At 58.1% G+C, this 15,757-nt stretch carries 13 protein-coding genes; 1 reads left to right on the plus strand and 12 read right to left on the minus strand.

Annotated features, from left to right (window positions below):
• Positions 1 to 211: 211 nt before the first annotated feature.
• Positions 212 to 1,069 (plus strand): hypothetical protein, encoded by an 858-nt coding sequence (locus ACFFIY_RS07535; protein ID WP_354196567.1) that lies wholly within the window; start codon positions 212 to 214, stop codon positions 1,067 to 1,069.
• Positions 1,070 to 1,100: 31 nt separating this feature from the next.
• On the opposite strand, the gene ACFFIY_RS07540 is transcribed toward ACFFIY_RS07535, so the two are convergent.
• The 12 genes from ACFFIY_RS07540 to ACFFIY_RS07595 all read right to left on the minus strand — a co-directional run bounded on the left by ACFFIY_RS07540 (position 1,101) and on the right by ACFFIY_RS07595 (position 15,728).
• Positions 1,101 to 1,592, minus strand: coding sequence for a VanZ family protein (locus tag ACFFIY_RS07540; RefSeq protein WP_354196569.1), 492 nt, complete (start codon positions 1,590 to 1,592; stop codon positions 1,101 to 1,103).
• A 51-nt stretch (positions 1,593 to 1,643) separates the two neighbouring features.
• Positions 1,644 to 2,744 carry a CAP and S-layer homology domain-containing protein gene (locus ACFFIY_RS07545; protein ID WP_354196571.1) on the minus strand — a complete coding sequence of 367 codons (1,101 nt, stop codon included), beginning with the start codon at positions 2,742 to 2,744 and terminating at the stop codon, positions 1,644 to 1,646.
• A 161-nt stretch (positions 2,745 to 2,905) separates the two neighbouring features.
• A complete protein-coding gene (locus ACFFIY_RS07550) occupies positions 2,906 to 4,108 on the minus strand; it encodes an aminotransferase class I/II-fold pyridoxal phosphate-dependent enzyme (protein WP_354196573.1) in 1,203 nt (400 codons plus the stop codon).
• A gap of 120 nt (positions 4,109 to 4,228) precedes the next feature.
• Complete coding sequence (locus ACFFIY_RS07555) at positions 4,229 to 5,305, minus strand: nuclease-related domain-containing protein (RefSeq protein ID WP_354196575.1); 1,077 nt, start codon at positions 5,303 to 5,305, stop codon at positions 4,229 to 4,231.
• A 251-nt stretch (positions 5,306 to 5,556) separates the two neighbouring features.
• On the minus strand, positions 5,557 to 6,480 hold the full coding sequence (locus tag ACFFIY_RS07560; protein WP_354196577.1) for a DMT family transporter: 924 nt from the start codon (positions 6,478 to 6,480) through the stop codon (positions 5,557 to 5,559).
• 128 nt (positions 6,481 to 6,608) lie between these two features.
• The gene (locus ACFFIY_RS07565; RefSeq protein WP_354196579.1) at positions 6,609 to 7,226 is read right to left on the minus strand and encodes a 3'-5' exonuclease; all 618 of its coding nucleotides are present in this window, start codon (positions 7,224 to 7,226) and stop codon (positions 6,609 to 6,611) included.
• 124 nt (positions 7,227 to 7,350) lie between these two features.
• Complete coding sequence (locus ACFFIY_RS07570) at positions 7,351 to 10,959, minus strand: S8 family serine peptidase (RefSeq protein ID WP_354196581.1); 3,609 nt, start codon at positions 10,957 to 10,959, stop codon at positions 7,351 to 7,353.
• A gap of 149 nt (positions 10,960 to 11,108) precedes the next feature.
• Positions 11,109 to 11,813: a YetF domain-containing protein gene (locus ACFFIY_RS07575; RefSeq protein WP_354196583.1), complete on the minus strand. Its 705-nt coding sequence runs from the start codon at positions 11,811 to 11,813 to the stop codon at positions 11,109 to 11,111.
• 112 nt (positions 11,814 to 11,925) lie between these two features.
• Entirely contained in the window at positions 11,926 to 12,474 is a 549-nt protein-coding gene (locus tag ACFFIY_RS07580; RefSeq protein ID WP_354196585.1) for a general stress protein, read from the minus strand.
• A 507-nt stretch (positions 12,475 to 12,981) separates the two neighbouring features.
• Positions 12,982 to 14,301, minus strand: a complete 1,320-nt coding sequence (locus ACFFIY_RS07585) for an HlyD family secretion protein (protein ID WP_354196587.1) — start codon at positions 14,299 to 14,301, stop codon at positions 12,982 to 12,984.
• Positions 14,294 to 14,986 (minus strand): hypothetical protein, encoded by a 693-nt coding sequence (locus ACFFIY_RS07590; RefSeq protein ID WP_354196589.1) that lies wholly within the window; start codon positions 14,984 to 14,986, stop codon positions 14,294 to 14,296. The genes ACFFIY_RS07585 and ACFFIY_RS07590 overlap by 8 nt, the downstream gene beginning before the upstream one ends.
• Before the next feature lie 292 nt (positions 14,987 to 15,278).
• A complete protein-coding gene (locus ACFFIY_RS07595; protein ID WP_354196590.1) occupies positions 15,279 to 15,728 on the minus strand; it encodes an IDEAL domain-containing protein in 450 nt (149 codons plus the stop codon).
• Between the last annotated feature and the right edge of the window lie 29 nt (positions 15,729 to 15,757).

The following is a 15,757-nucleotide window of genomic DNA, read 5'->3' on the forward strand; positions in this document are numbered from 1 at the left end:
GGACAGATGGCGGGAATAAAAAATCAAAGAGTGCGACTTACGGACCAAGGCGCGTGGAAAGAGGTGCTTTCCTGGCAGATTGCCGGGGCCGAAGCGACTATTCTTGTCGAAATTTGCGTGTGATGATTCCAACAGTTCCAGAATTGTGTTAACCTATTCAAAAACTTACCTGAAAGATTGGCGGAAAGAATTGCAGGTTGGGAGGGACATCATGAAGAGACATTGGAAAAAGATCGTTCTCGGGCTGTTTGCCGTGGTTCTCGTGGTCGGCGGCTATTTGCTTTATTTGTTCCAGTTCAAGGATTACGATGTCGCGGACGAGGAAATCGATAAAATCACAAAAGAAGACTATCAGATCGAACTGCCGGACGGCTCGACGGTCGGCGGGGATGAAGACGGTGAGGATGCCGGTGAGCCGGCTGAAGGCGACGCGGATGAGGGCGGTTCGGTCGCTGGTGCGGCCGGAGATTCCTCGTCCGGAGATTCGGCTTCCGGCAGCAGCAGCGCGTCCGCCGGCAATGCCGTCACTTCTTCGGGCGGCGGCCAGGTGGCCGGCGCCAGCACATCTGGCGGCGGTGCCGGAGACGCGAGCGTCGGCGGCACGTCCGGCAAGCCGGGTGAATCCGGCGGAAAAGGCAATGCTTCACCGGGAGGCTCCCAGACAGGCGGCGCAGGCGGTTCCCCCGCCGGTTCCGGCAATTCGGGCGGCAGCCAGTTGTCCGTAGCCGACATCAAAAGCAAGTACACTCCGTCATTTGCAAGCCTCCAGTCACAGGCGAACGGCCGCATTGATTCGCTCATCGGCCGGGCGGCCAGCGAATACAGCACGAAAAAGCAGAACGGCGAGTCGATCAGCTACAGCTATTTCTATCAGAAATACATGGGCGCCGCCTCTTCTCTCGAGAGCCAGACCGACGCCGCCTTCAACAAGCTGATTGGCGCGCTGGAAGGCGAACTGCAGAAGAACGGCTACAACAAGTCGTACTCACAGAGCTTCCGCGATCAGTACAATGCAGAAAAAGAAGCCCGCCGAAGCAGCATCATCAAAAAAGCGATGGATCAAATGTAACGAAACGGCAAACCGCCGCACAACCGGATCATCATCCGGCCGTGCGGCGGTTATTTTTTTGATCGGCGGATCTTGTCAGCATGCGGAACAGCGCAATGAGCGTGAGTGCCATCAGTCCGCCCGCCGCATCCAGAACGACATCTCCGATATACGGCGTTCTTCCGCCGGTGAGCATCTGGTGGATCTCGTCTGCGCTCGCCGCGATGACCGTCAGGATAAATGCATAGGCGTAACGCAGCCGGTGCTTCGGCAGGACAAAGAAAATCGCCGAAGCGAGCAGTCCGAACGAAGCGAGATGCGCTCCCTTGCGGATCAAGAATTCCAGGAAATAGTAGTAGCCGCGGGATTCAACAGACACGGTCCTGCCCCAGTACGGGACTTGGATCTTTGAGAGCGTGTTTTCCAGCGGTTTGTCCGGCAGCCACTCCTGCAGCCGCGGGATGAGCGACTGCTGCTCGTACGTCTGGCCGGACGAAACGAACAGCGCCGCCAAGATGATAAGGAGAAACAGGTATTTTTTCATAGGTTCATTGTAGCTTTTTGGTCAGGGCGTGACCAGGATTTTCGGCGAGGGTCACTTTTTCGAAAACATCTGCACCCAGTACGTCTCCCCCGCCTTGTTCATCGCGAACCCGGCGCCGATGTTCGTGAAGCGGGGATCCAGTATGTTGGCGCGGTGGCCTTTTGAAGCCATCCAGTCGGCGGTGACTTCTTCGGCGGAATGCTGGTTCCATGCGATGTTCTCGCCGATCCGGCTGAACGAATAGCCGAACATGGCGGCCATCTCATTCACATGTCCGTACGTCGGCGACTTGTGGTCGAAGTAGCCTTTCTCGGCCATTTCCTCCGCTTTGAGCTGGGCCATCGCGTCCAGGTTGGAGTCTTCCTGGAGCGGGGCCACGCCGTGCTGATTCCTTTCCTTGTTCACCAGGCTGATCGACTCCTTGCCGACCTGCGCCGACGGGTTGCTGCGGGTGAGGGATTCCCCCGTCAAGTCGACGTACAGCTTGTCTTCTTCGTCGTAGATGATCTGCCCGTCCCGGCGCTTTTGATCGAATTCCAGCGCGCGGCTCGCGAATGCGGTGAACTGGGCGCGGGAGACGGGGCCGTTCGGGTCGAAGCGGCCGCCGGGGCGTCCTTCGGTGATGCCGAGTTCGCCGAGTGTCGTGATGTAGCCGTGGTATTCCCCCGCCGGTGTATCGACGAAGTGGGCGAGGTCATTGTCGTCGACTTTGATATGAAAGGCTTCGATGATGATTTTCGCCATCTGGGCGCGCGACAGGTGTTCCTGGGGGCGGAACCGATCGGCATTGTTGAAGACGCCGTTGTATGTGAGTTCACGGATATACGGATAGGCCCAGTGGGTCGGCTGCACGTCGCGGAAATGCGTTTGGAAGGAGGCCGGCGCTTCTGCATGGGTGACGGCCTGGAGAACCTTTGCCCCCTGCGCGCGCGTCAGCAAAGCGTTCGGCTTGAAGCGTCCGTCCGGGTACCCTTCCAGTGCGCCGAGCTGCGTGAGCTCCATGATTTCATCGTGCGCCCAGAAAGTGTGCGGCACGTCGGTGAATGAGTGAGCGGTCTGTGCGGCCTCGGCAGGTTGTGCCGGCAAGGTGGCGGCAGCGGGCGTCAAAAGCAGTGCGGCGGTGATCAGAAAGGCGGGTCGTCTCTTGGTCATGGGCGTCATCGGGCTCCCTTCTGTATAGATCTTGTATCTACTATTCTACCCTTTCCTGCTTGTAATAATAGGATTTTCGGCAAAGAAAAAGGACCCATTTTTCGGACGGATCCCGACAGATTTCTTTGATTTTCTTGGGCGGATGGTCACGGGCGGAGCGGTCAGATCTGCTTCGCGTCCGGTCCGGCATGGCGGGTTTCATCGCGCAGCCGATCGACAAATCCGGCCATCCGCTCCATCGCGGTCGCGAGGTCGGCCATCGACTTCGCGTAGGAAATGCGGATGTAGCCTTCCCCGTACCGGGTGAACGCGCTCCCGTGGACCGCCGCGACGCCCGCTTCCTCCAGCATCCGGACGGCGAACGTTTTCGAGTCAAGCGGGAATTCGAGGACCGACGGGAACGCATAGAACGCCCCGTCCGGTTTGACGACCGGCAAGTTCATCCGTCTCAGGGAATCAAGGATGAAATCCCGCCGCCCGACGTAGGCCCGGTTCATCCCGGCCGGCGCGTCCGCCGATCCGGTGAGTGCCTCGATGGCCGCGTGCTGCGACGGGGTCGGCGCACAGATCGTGTTGTACGCATGGATCCGGACGATGTACTGCATGATGTGCGCCGGTCCGAACAGGAATCCGACCCGCCACCCGGTCATCGAGTGGGACTTCGACAGGCCGTGGATGAGGAACAGCTTGTCGCGCAGCGCCGGATACCGGCCGAATGAACTGTGCGGCGCGTCGAACGTGTTCTCGCTGTAGATGTCGTCGGACAGGATGAACACGTCATGCCTGGCGAGGACGGCGGCGAGTGCGTCCATTTCATGCGGCGGGATCGTCACGCCTGTCGGGTTCGACGGATTGTTGAAAATGACGACTTTCGTCTTCGGCGTGATGAGCGCCTCGAGCTGCCGGGCATCCGGCACGAACCCGGTCGGCCGCGTGTCGAGGTAGACGGGCGTCGCGCCGGTGAGCCGGATGAGCGGTTCGTATCCTGCGAAGATCGGTACCGGCACGATCACTTCATCGCCCGGCTCAAGCAGTGTCCGGAGCACCGCATCCATCGCCCCGCTCGCTCCCGCCGTCACCACCGTCTCGGTCAGCGGATCGTAGCGAAAGTGATACTTGTTTCCGTAGAAATCGGCGGCCGCCTTACGCAGCTCGGGCAGCCCCGCATTGTGCGAGTAGCCCGTCAGATTGTTTTGGATCGCCCGTTCCGCCGCCGCCTTCACCGCATCCGGCACCGGAAAATCCGGCTGCCCGACCGTCAGATTGACCGCCCCCGGATGGTCCGGTATCCGGTTCGCAATCTGCCGGATCCCCGACAACTCCGTCGCCTCCGCGAGCGGGTTAATGGAAAGTGGTGGTGCCATATGCGTCATCCTTTCAGGAGTGGAGTGATATTGCGGAAACGTTGATTGTATTCGCCCAAGCGTTGATTGTATCGGAGGAAACGTTGATTGTATTCCTTAAAACGTTGATGAATGATCCCCCTACCCTTTCCATCTTAAAGGCCGAGACTCTTTTTTCCTGTAAAGCGTCGCCGGCGGGTTCCCGGTTCTGATCAGATCCAGGTCATTGAGGATGCGGGAAACATCTGAGCTGTGCTTCATTCCGAGAAAGTCCCGGGCTTCCGGGTTATTGATCGTGGGCTTGATCAAAGTCAGACGGTCGTCAACAGCTTGCCGTACCGCTTCCTTTCCCGGCAGATCGCAGCTTTTGCAGTACCAGCCGATTCTCGGGAACCGGCCGATCGCCTGATTGCATGCCAGGCAGAGGACGCCCTTCCTCAGGAGTGCAGCATCGATGCCCAATTTGTCACAGAATGCTTCACCGGCCGGGTGAGGCGCTGAATGACGGATTGCGCTTGCGAGCCAGTCAACCGTCTCTTGGTGAAGTGGCGAGTTTGCCGGTGGCAGTGCACGAACATACCTCGCCAGTTGTTTTCGGTATATCACCCGGTAAGTGTCCGGCCGCTGCTTGATCACCGTGTTCTGGTTGGATAGCACGACGACACCGTGAACCGGAAGCGAGATATGTCTCTCCTGGAGAAACTGCTGAAGGCCCTCGGTTTGCCGGTCTAGCTGATGGATGAAGCAGTCGAACTCATCGATTTCTCCGTTGTTTCGAACCCGTGTCGTTTTTCCTTCACTCTCTTTGAAGAAGAGCGAACCGGGCACGTTTTTGATTTCCAGGATCAGCATAAAGGACGGGGACAGGATGAGCGTGTCCACTTCAATCTGGTACCCGTTCCTGATTGTAATCCGGGCATTCCTTAATACATATGTGCCAGGCGGCATGAGAATTTCACTGAGCGAACGGTCGACTGCATCCTCGCCGGCACGCCCCGCCTTGATCCGGTAAAGTTGGTCAGAGACTTGGACAAGCGCCTTTTTCCGCCGGAGATGCAATTCATTCTCCGCCGGCGGCATTCCGAGCATTTCTTCGACAGTCGGCGGGCTATATAAGTTTTCGTTGCGGGAAAATGCTGCAGATCCAAGACGGACCTCCATGCGCGTGAGGCAGTCGATCTCCCAGTCAATCGCCCGATAATGAGAAGTGCGGATCATGCGAAATCTCCTCTCGGGCCGGAGGGGGATCGCTATAAGAAAAAGCGTCCGGCAAGTGTTTCCTTAACCATAGGACAACGGACTGCCGAACGCAATAGTTCGTTTTTCAATTTTCGGTCTTCGGAGGGGGTTTGTCTGATACCATCAACGTTTTCGCCGATACCATCAACGTTTCACCGAATACCATCAACGTTTCATCAAATACAATCAACGTTCCTCCGAATACAATCAACGTTCCCCCACTCCCCGCCTCACCCGCATTCCTCCGCTTTCACCGCCGCCCGTTCTTTCCGTTTTCTCCAAACATCCTCTGCGGCGCCGCTGCCGAGGAGGACGCCGGTGATGATGAAGAGCAGGCCGGCGAGGTGGCGGGCGGTGATGGCTTCGCCGAGGAAGAGGGCGGAGCCGGCGAGGGCGACGACGGTGTTGAGGTTCATGAAGATGGCGGCTTTTGTCGGGCCGGCCTTGCCGACGGAGTAGTTGTAGAGCATGTGGCTCACCGCGGTGCCGAAGATGGCGCTCAGTGCGAAGATCAGCCAAAATGTCGGCGGCACGCTTGCAAAAGCCGCAAACTCACCCGGCTCCGCGGCGAGGCTGAGCATGAACAAGGTGCTGCCGCCGAGGATCAGCATGTAGGCAGTGAGCAGCCGGGGATCCAGCGTGGCGGCGGCTTTGGCGACGATGAGAAAGCTGAGGACCTGGACGACGATCGACAGGAAGACGTATGCGTCGCCTCGCGAAATGCCGGAGAGACCGCCGTCGGCCAGGACGACGGATGACACGCCTGCCAGCCCGAGGAACACGCCGAGCCACTGGATTTTCGTCGGGAACACGCGGATCAGGATCGAGGAAAAGACGGCGGTCAGGAACGGACCGGTGCCGAGGATAAGGCCGGCGTTCGTGCCGCTTGTCATCGTCAGCCCGTTGTTCAGGAAGTAATGGTGGCCGACCACATTCAGCAGCATGCCGGGGATGATGTATTTCCACTCGGCCCGGCGCGGCATCCGGACGATCCGCAAGGCGCAGAGGATGAGGAACACCGTGACGCCGGCGGTGAAAATGCGGACGGACGTCATCGTGACGGGGCCGACGTACTGCAGCAGGTACTTCAGCATCGGCAGGTTCAGGCCCCACATCACCATGACGAATGTCAGCATGCCGTATATTTTCCACATGAGCCTTCTCCCCCTGCCGTTTGCAATATTCATTCACTATAACAAATAAATCCCGGGCATTCGACGCCAAACTCAAAAAAACGCCCTGCCGGCAGGACGTTTCTCAATTCGTTTCGTATTAAGATTCGTTATTTCCTTACGCCCAGGCAATACTGATAGATCGCCGCAGTGGCGAGGCAGTCGCCGATCGCATCGTGCGCGTGATGTTCCAGACGCAGGTAATGGGCCAGTGTCCCGAGTTTGTGGTTTGCCGTTTCCGTAATGACTTTCCGGGCAAGCCGGACGGTGTCGATGACCGTATATTCGGGGATCGTGATGCCCTCGATATGATCCAGCGCGTACAGGAAGCCCATGTCAAATGAGGCATTGTGCGCCACGATCGGGAAATCGTCGATGAATTCGATCAAGTCTCCGACGACTTCTTCGATCACCGGGGCGCCGGCGACCTGATCGTTTGAGATGCCGGTGAGCCGGGTGATGGTCGGCGAGATGTGGCGCAGCGGGTTGACGAGCGTCTCGAAGCGGTCCTGCTGTTCATGGCTGACGTATTTGACGGCGCCGATCTGGATGATCTTGTCGGCTCCGGAGCGGAACCCGGTCGTCTCAAAGTCCAGGACCACGTAGTCGGCCGCTTTGCGGACGGATGACTTGTATTTCTTCGGTCGCGCGGGCGGCCGCATGCGTTTTTTCTGTTGCTCGACTTTTTCGTCCAGCAGCTGTTCGACTGACCTTTTCTGCTCATCCATGGGGTCCACCGCCTTCTCTTTCTACTAGTCTTCTTTCCCCGATTATAATGGGTTGTAACCCTTTTGCAACAACAAAGAAACCGCCGCGGGATTCGCTTCCCGCGGCGGCCTGCCTTGCATGGAATTAATTAAACGCCGTGAACGTACCCGGCCCGTCCGCAGTGAACGCCGCCTCTCCGTTCTTCACTTTCAGCTTGTAGACATTGCCCGATTCGCTGTCTTTGACGGTGAGCTTGTTCGTCTTGCCGACGCCGCTCAGATCCACCGGCAGGGTCACGTCAAACTTGTCCTTGTTTTTGCCGGTGTTCACTTCATTGCCCGACTTGTCGAGGAAATGAATCGAATACGAATCGGAAATCGTGGACTTTTCATCCGTCGCAGATTTGCCGAGCGCGATTGTGATGCCGCCGGCTGCCGCTCCCATCCGCTCGACGAGTTTCTTGTCGGCCGTGAAGCTCAGTCCTTCGGCGCTGACGGTGATTCCCTTCTTCGCAGCAATAATCCGGTCAAGCTGGTCTTCGCCGAGCGCGATGTCCAGTTTTCCGTTTCCGCCGAATTCCGCAACGTCCACCGTCACTTCTTTCGCCTTCTTGTCCACGAGCTGCGCATTCAGATCCTGATCCGGAACCGTGACGACCGGTGATTCAGGCTGTTCCGGCTGCTCCGGTTCTTCCGGCGCATCTTCCTTCTCAAAGACGACCGATTCCGTGGTGTTGCCGGCTGCGTCCGCAACCGTCATGACGGCCTTTTTGCCGGACTCTGCCGCTGCTCCGAGATCGACGGAGAACGTGCCGTCCTGGTTGAATGTCACCATTTCAAATGAAATATTGTCCCCCTGCGCATCCGTCACTTCGATGAAGCCGCCGAGCTTGGAGTTGAGGTTGACCGTGACGCCATATTCGGCGAGCAGCGCCTTGTAGTCGAGATACTTGTCGATCACACGGCCTGAAACGACCGTGCCGTCGACTGATGTTTCGACTTCAGGGGCGGTTGACTTCACGAAAATCGGCCCGACAGAATTGTCGACGAGCGGCGGGTTGCCCGACACCGTCTGTGCTGTCATGTCAATCGTGTACACGCCGTCCGGAATGATGGCCGGCGCATCTTCGCCCCACGGGAAGTATTGACCGTCGATTCCGAGCCGATAGGAGCCTGCCGGGAGCGAGTTGCCTGCATGGAGATAGCCGATGTAGCCGTCACCATAGGCACCGCCATCCGGATCTGCCAGATCCCAAAGCTCAATGTAGTTGACACCGAGGTCCCCGGTCACCTTGAACGTCAGATCCGCCGTGTCATTCACTCCATCGCCGTTGAACGACAGATCGGTTTTCGTGATGTTCATCGATTCGATGGCCGTCGGCGGTGTCGGGGCGAACGATGCCGCGAATGGAAGCGACAGTTCGGTGCCCGGTCCGCTGATCACGATGTAGCCGAGGAGTTCGTCTCCGGCTTTCGTTGCCGCTTTCGGCGCAGTGAGCGTAACGGTCAGTTCCTGTTCACCGTTCAGCTTGAACGAGGACTTGTCGACCGAAACGGCTGCCTGTCCGAATGCCTTTGTCGTCCGGACATCCACCGAATAGTCTCCGCCGTTGCCCTTGACGTCCTTCACTTTGACCGTCTTCTTCACCGTGACGTCACGGTCCTTCACTTCTGTCAGGGTTCCGAATGTAACGGTTCCCTTCACGTTGTCGACGATCGTGCCCTTGCCGTCGGCGTCGGTCTGGTCATAGGAATAAGCCAGTGCTTCAGGGAATGCGGCTTCATACGGCTGTACGCGGCCCGCCCCCTGCGAGAACACATCGTATTTCTTCACATCCAGCAGTTTTGCCGTGTTGGAAAGCGCGACTTTCACGTCAAACGGAGTCCAGTCAGGGTTGGCCTGCTTGATGAGCGCCGCGACGCCCGCCACTTGAGGGGTCGCCATCGATGTGCCGGTCTTGCGTCCAAATGCCTTGGAATAGTCGGCATCCGGGAAGTCCGATTTGTATGCCGGAATGGCGGCCATGATGTTCGTGCCCGGTGCCGAGACGTCCGGCTTGATGTCGAATGTCGGAACGGACGGACCGCGTGAGCTCGAGCTGTTCACTTCGTCGCCCGCCGTCTTCGTTTCTTGGACGGCGCCGAATGTGACGGTTCCCTTGCCGCCTGCAAGCGCCGCCCGGAAAGCGTCGCCGTCGGTCTGGCTCATGTCGAATGTCGGGATGAAGTCAAAGTCATCGCCGAGATAAACATCGGAAATGCCCGGTGCGTTCGAGCCGCCCGCAAAGTTGTGGATCAGGACGGCGGCCGCCCCGTGGTTTTTCGCCGCTTCGATTTTGTCGACAAACGGAATTTCTCCGCGGGAAACGAGCGCGACTTTGCCGGCTACGTCAACACCCGCATAGTCGGTTTCCTTGCCAAATCCAGGAATGGCTGCGACTGCAAACTCACCCTGCAGCTTCTCATCCGGATCGGTGCCAAATTCGGTTGCCATGAGATTCATGTGGACGGTTTTCGCAAATCCGTCCGCCTTCATGTTCACGTCCGCCGAGAAATGGCTTTCCGGCTGTGTGGTGTTGCCGACCGCGATGCCGAGCGTCGATGTGGCCGGCGTGCCCATCGTTCCGCGGTTCGGTCCGGAGTTGCCGGTCGCGATGACGGCAATCGTGCCTTTCAGCATCGCGTTGTTGATGGCGAACGAGTCGGCGGAGATGGACGTGTTGCTGCCGCCGCCGAGCGACAGGTTGATGACGTCCATGCCTTCTTCCACCGATTTCTCGATTGCGGCGATGATGCCGTCAGTCGAGCCGCTGCCGTACCCGCCGAGAACGCGGTAGGCGTGAAGCTCCACTTCCGGCGCGATTCCCGCCACGCCGTAGGCATTGTTCGCCTGGCCGGCGATGATGCCGGCGACGTGCGTGCCGTGGGATGTGTAGAACGAGCTGCCGGTGGAGTTGAACTCCGGCGTGCCCGATGCACGGTCTTTCGGCGTCGTTTCCATCGGGTCATTATCCGCCCGAGGACGCGCATAGCGCTGGTCGTGCGGCACGAAGTTCCAGCCGCCCGCATAGTTGTCCTTGAACGCCGGGTGGTTGTAATCAATGCCGGTGTCCAGGACGCCGACTTTGACCGTCTGCCCTTTCAGGCCCTTGTCCCAAAGACGGCCGATTTCAAGGAATGAATTGCTTTCATCCGCCGTTCCGTCCGGAGAGCCGGCATCCGCCGGGACTTCCAGCGCTTCCCGGACCGCGTTCGGCTCGACAAGACGGATGCCCGGAATGTCGAGCAGTTTGTCGAGGTCATCCGCCTTGACGGTCGCCGAGAAGCCGTTCAGCACCGTTTCGTAGGAATAGCCTTCCTTGACGAGGAGCTTTTTCGCCTTCATCGCTTTTTTGGCCGTTGCCTGCTCCGCCTTGATGGCATGAACCTGCTTGGCCCGCTCGGATGCCTGGTACGGAAGCTTTTTCAGCTTTTTCTTGCCTTCCGCCACCGCCACCGGGTCTTCCGACAGCTGGATGATGACGCTGACTTCCTGGCTGCCGGACAGTTTCTGCAAGTCCGGATGCAGTCTCGGCAGGCCGGTTTTCGCAGCCTGCTGTTCCGCAATCACCTGTTTTTGCAACAGGGTGCTTTCGCTTTGCTTCGGTCCTTTCGGAAGCCCGTCCGCCGATTTGGCGAATGCGCCTGCCGGCAGGATGAGTGACAACACCATGAGCACAACCAGGAACAGGCTGAGCCGCTTTGTTTTCTTCATTTCCCCCAACTTGCATTTCCCCTTACATGATTAAAATTTTGAAACACTCTTAATATATCATTTTTCCCTGAATAAGTAACTCTCTTTTTTCCGAAAATTAAAACCGCCTTTTCCGGACGATTCATCCGAAAAAAGCGGCTTTCAGCTTGTCATGACTGTTCTTTCACATTCACATCGAGCGTCCCGTCTTCCTGCAACTGTGCGAAGAAGACCTGCTCCGGCCTGGAGACTCCGTGCTTGCCGAGTTCCTTTTGCAGCCATTCTTCCGTCAGGTTGTACTCCTTGAGGTTTTTCTTGACGATCTTCCCGTCGGAAATGATCTCCGCCGGCAAAAACTTGGACGGGCCGGAGCCGACGTTCACGTCCTTTTTTGTCGCCGGCAAATTCTGGCCCTTGAGCAGCACGCTGAGCGCCCCGTTCGTCTCCAGGATGGCATAACGGACATCCTTCACGACGAACACCCCGTTTTCGCGCAACATCATGTTCAGGTCGTCCAGATGGAGCTGGACGGACTTCATCGCCTTTTCATCAAGCCGGCCGTCCTTGATGACGATTGTCGGCTCGTTGTCGAGCATGACCCGCGCGCCCGGCCACTTGAGCGAAATGAGGCTGAGCACCACGGTCAGCAACGTCCAGGTGACGAGCGAGACGAGCCCGTCGAAAAACGGCGTCTCGCTCTCACCCGCGATGTTCCCCGCAATCGATCCGATCGTAATCCCGGTCACATAGTTGAAGAAAGTCAGCTGGCTCATCTGTTTTTTTCCGAGCAGCCGGGTCAGCAGGAGCAGGACTCCAAACGTTGCCGCCGACCGGAGCACCATTTCCCAAAAATCCACTTTCAGCCAATCATCCATCTTCCACCCTCCCGAAAAAACTCCTCTTTCCATCCTGCCTGACGGGAAAGGGGATTATTCAAGGAAAGCGGAAAAAACCGCCGCCCCCAAAGGAGCAGCGGTTCAAAGTGCATCAGATCAGCGGATCGTTGAAGCGGTCGCGGTCAAGAGTCTCCCGGTCACGCGCCATATCGTTGACGTCATTCGTCAGCGGGCGGCGGCTCGCAAAGTAGCTGTCTTCCACATCCGCACTGCGGTCAACGAGAACAAGGATCTTGCCTTCATTGAAGTACGTTTCGTAGCGCTCGGCTTCATCTTCCGGAACACCCATCCCGATGAGCGCACCGGCCAGGCCGCCGACTCCGGCACCCGCCGCCGCGCCGGTCAAGCCGGCGACAATCGGTCCGGCTGCGACAATCGGTCCGATTCCCGGAATCGCGAGCGCCCCGAGACCGGCAAGCACGCCGCCGAGACCGCCGAGCACACCGCCCGTCGCAGCACCTGTTGCTGCGCCCTCGGCCGCCTTCGTGCCGGTTTCGTCCGCAATCGCATCCACCTGATCGTTATTCTGGGAGATGACCGAAATATCTTCCGAACGGTACCCCTGTCTTTTCAGATCTTCAATCGCGTCAATTGCTTGCTGTTCCGTATCATAATAACCAACTACTCTGCGTTCTGCCATTTTGCAACGCCTCCTTTTGGTCTAGTCTGAGATTACCCGGTAGAGAGACTCATAAACCTGAAAGAGCGATTGACAGAGGGGGAGCGGTGTGTGGAAATTATAACCTGTCCGACTCAGAACCGGATCCGTACGACTCAACGCGGGATCCGTACGGCTCGAGGGCCGATCCGTCCGACTCGCCCCAAAGCTCACCCGATTCCACAGCATCCGACGTTGGAAAATATAACCTGTCCGACTCAGGGCCGGATCCGTACGGTTCAACGCGGAATCCGTACGGCTCGAGGCCCGATCCGTCCGGCTCGCCCCAAAGCTCACCCGATTCCACAGCATCCGCCGGTGGAAAATAAAACCTGTCCGACTCAGAACCGGATCCGTACGACTCAACGCGGGATCCGTACGGCTCAAGGCCCGATCCGTCCGACTCGCCCCAGTTTGGACCGCTCCCCCCTTCCCGCGCCGATTCCCACACGAAAAAGCCGCCCGCATCGGCGGACGGCCCGGCTTCTTTTATTCGACCCCGAACAGGGTGTAGCGCACGTAGTCCTGCCAACTGGTGGATTTCCATGTCGCTTTTTCCGGCCATTCGAGCGGCATCGGCAGGATGACGGCCGGGGCGGACGGGAATCCTTCGATCCTCGGTTCGTCGATGACGAGGTCGCCTTCGTAAAGGCCGTCGGTGACGATGCTGTAGCCTTTCCAGTCGAACGGCGTCATGACCGGAATTTTCACTGCGTAGCCGTTCTGGTCGATGATCGTTGCGAGTGCTTCGTTCAGGTATTTGCCTTCAAGCGCCTTGGAGCGGACGGCAATGGCCGATGGCGCTTCTTCGGTATGGATGATCGCATTCGCGTTGTTGGCGAACGGCAGACGGCTGACGTCCGCATCGGTGGCGATCCTCACTTCATAGTACGCGAGCGGATTGTTCACTTTTTCCTTGTCCAGTTTTCGGTAAGCATCGAGCCACTTCGAATCTGGCGCTTCCACAGGGGAGACGGAGACGACAGTGCCTTCGACCGCGCCTTCCGTGCCGGGCGCCTGGATGAAGACCCGGTCGTCCGGCGCAATCCGCTGCCATTCCTCGCCTTTTGCGTAAGTGAGGAACTGGCGGTCATTCGTGTAAATCTCGACGGCAAGTTGTTCGCCGAGCCGGTGCACTTCCGAAATCGTGCCGTCGACCGGAGAAACGAGCGCCGGCGATGTCGGGCTCTGGGCGAGCTGCGCCTCGACGACGGTGAGCTGGCGCTGGACGTCGGCGAGTGCGTTGTCCACTGCCGTCATCGCGTGCGCATAGGCGCCGTCCTGCGACACGTCGACATTCACGTCAACGTTCAGACCGACTTCCACTTTGTCCGAATCCGAATTGCCGGTGCCCGTCGTTCCGTCCACCCGGTCACTCCGGTTGGAAGAAGAACGTGCGTCCGACTTTGCCGAACGGCGGGCCTGTTCCAGCTCGCTCTTCGTTGCGTTCAGTTCGGATTCCTGTTCCTTCAGCGCGTCCCTCTCCGACTCCCATACGGATCGCTGGCTTTCCGCGCGTTCCGAGTTGAGCGTGGCGATTTCCTGCCCGGCGCTCACCGGATCGCCTTCTTTGACGAGCCATTGCTGGACGGTCGAATCATTGTCGACATACGCGGTGTAAATATCTCCCGGCACAACGAGCGATTCTTTGGCCAGCTTGTCCGAGTAATCGGCAGTGGTCATCCGCTCCGTGCCGTGTACGTACACGTACTTCGGGATCGAACTTTTGTCGCCGAATAAAAGCAGTGCGTTCGTGGCGATGAACGCAGTGATCGCGATCGCCACTGCGAGATTCCCGAGCTTATTCAACAGCGGCACCTCCCCCGAATAACTCCGTGAACCAGCGGTCTGCCGGAATCAGGCCGACGAGCGATGTGATGAGTGCCATCGCGATGTGCAGCCCGAGCAGAATCCAGAGCAGGTTGCGGTTCGCTTCGGGCTGGAAGAACCGGATGAACCGGAACTGGAACGCGATGACGATCGCCGTCCCGATCGACAGCTGATTGAGGAAGTAGATCAGGAACGGATAAGTGAGGAACGTCGCCGCAAGCGGTCCGAACGACAGGAATGACACCGGAGCAGCCTTCCCGTTCACGAGGAAAACGATGAAGACGATCGCCTTCTCAAGGAGAAGGATCGCCGTGACGAACAGTTGAAGCACGACCAGTTTCCGGTAGTCGATCGCCGTCAGCTTATGTAGGATGAACGAAATCCCGTAAAGATGGAACGCCGTATAGACGAGCGCCCACAGGATGGAACCGGCGAGCGACAGGATCCGCGCAAGTGCGAATGTCTCCTCGCTGCCCATCGCGGTGATCGGCGTCAGATCCCGCGTGCCGATCCCCCACATATTCATAAGTGCATAAAGAAGCACGGCCGAAACGAACAGCCCGATGACCCGCAATCGGAAGCCCCGCATCGCGCTGCCGCCCAGCCGCTCCATCAAGGTGCGCTGGTCGGTCAAATACCGCCAGAACTTGAAATCGAAAAACATAGGTTCATTTCCCTTCCGGCCTGCAAGGTTGATAGTTTGCCATAACAACCACTTTACCAAATCTCGACGCCTTTGTAACCCTTCAACCGACATCGTTCGGCAGGACTATTGACGGATTTTCTCAGAATGACAAGATTTGGCGTTTCGCTTGAGTGAAAGGGTGAGCAGTGGGAGAGCGGACTTCTGCGACTCTTCCCTCCCTTCCGCCCATCATAAAAGCCCGTCGGCTGTCCGTCGGGCTTTGGTCTGGATCGGTGGGTTGGCTTCTGCAGCATCGGTTTGGATGTCCGGGTCATTGGGCATTCAGCTGGCCGGCAAGGCGATGGAAGCCGTCGCGGTCGCCCTCTGCGAGTGCCCGGTCGATCAGGTTCATGAGGTTGGTGCGCTCGAGCTCGGCGATGATGGCTTCCACTTCGCCGGGTTCGGTGAACATCGGATCGCTTTCCATGATGTCCGCCCCTTGGAGGATGTCTTTCAGATGGGTGTGGATGTCAGAAATGAGCAGCAGTTGGTACAGCGGGAGCCGGATGAACCGGCTGCCTTTCTGGAATACGAAGATTTCGCCGAGGTTTTCAACTTGAAGGTTTTGGAGATTGATGTGGATCTCCTTGCCTTCCGACGGGATAAAATGGAACAGTTCTTCCCCTTTTTTTATCGTGAAGTACTGATATTCAAAAACGAGTCTCACCCGGGATTGTTCCTGCGACATGTAAAACGGCTTCATTCGTTGGATGTGCAGCATGGGGCTCCCTCCTTTTTCGAAATATTCGG

It is taken from the genome of Bhargavaea ullalensis (genome assembly GCF_042432615.1).
GTDB lineage: Bacteria > Bacillota > Bacilli > Bacillales_A > Planococcaceae > Bhargavaea > Bhargavaea ullalensis.

Coding starts and splice junctions, on each gene's coding strand:
- ACFFIY_RS07535 (WP_354196567.1), top strand. CDS start 212: ATGAAGAGACATTGGAAAAAGATCGTTCTCGGGCTGTTTGCCGTGGTT.
- ACFFIY_RS07540 (WP_354196569.1), bottom strand. CDS start 1,592: ATGAAAAAATACCTGTTTCTCCTTATCATCTTGGCGGCGCTGTTCGTT.
- ACFFIY_RS07545 (WP_354196571.1), bottom strand. CDS start 2,744: ATGACCAAGAGACGACCCGCCTTTCTGATCACCGCCGCACTGCTTTTG.
- ACFFIY_RS07550 (WP_354196573.1), bottom strand. CDS start 4,108: ATGGCACCACCACTTTCCATTAACCCGCTCGCGGAGGCGACGGAGTTG.
- ACFFIY_RS07555 (WP_354196575.1), bottom strand. CDS start 5,305: ATGATCCGCACTTCTCATTATCGGGCGATTGACTGGGAGATCGACTGC.
- ACFFIY_RS07560 (WP_354196577.1), bottom strand. CDS start 6,480: ATGTGGAAAATATACGGCATGCTGACATTCGTCATGGTGATGTGGGGC.
- ACFFIY_RS07565 (WP_354196579.1), bottom strand. CDS start 7,226: ATGGATGAGCAGAAAAGGTCAGTCGAACAGCTGCTGGACGAAAAAGTC.
- ACFFIY_RS07570 (WP_354196581.1), bottom strand. CDS start 10,959: ATGAAGAAAACAAAGCGGCTCAGCCTGTTCCTGGTTGTGCTCATGGTG.
- ACFFIY_RS07575 (WP_354196583.1), bottom strand. CDS start 11,813: ATGGATGATTGGCTGAAAGTGGATTTTTGGGAAATGGTGCTCCGGTCG.
- ACFFIY_RS07580 (WP_354196585.1), bottom strand. CDS start 12,474: ATGGCAGAACGCAGAGTAGTTGGTTATTATGATACGGAACAGCAAGCA.
- ACFFIY_RS07590 (WP_354196589.1), bottom strand. CDS start 14,986: ATGTTTTTCGATTTCAAGTTCTGGCGGTATTTGACCGACCAGCGCACC.
- ACFFIY_RS07595 (WP_354196590.1), bottom strand. CDS start 15,728: ATGCTGCACATCCAACGAATGAAGCCGTTTTACATGTCGCAGGAACAA.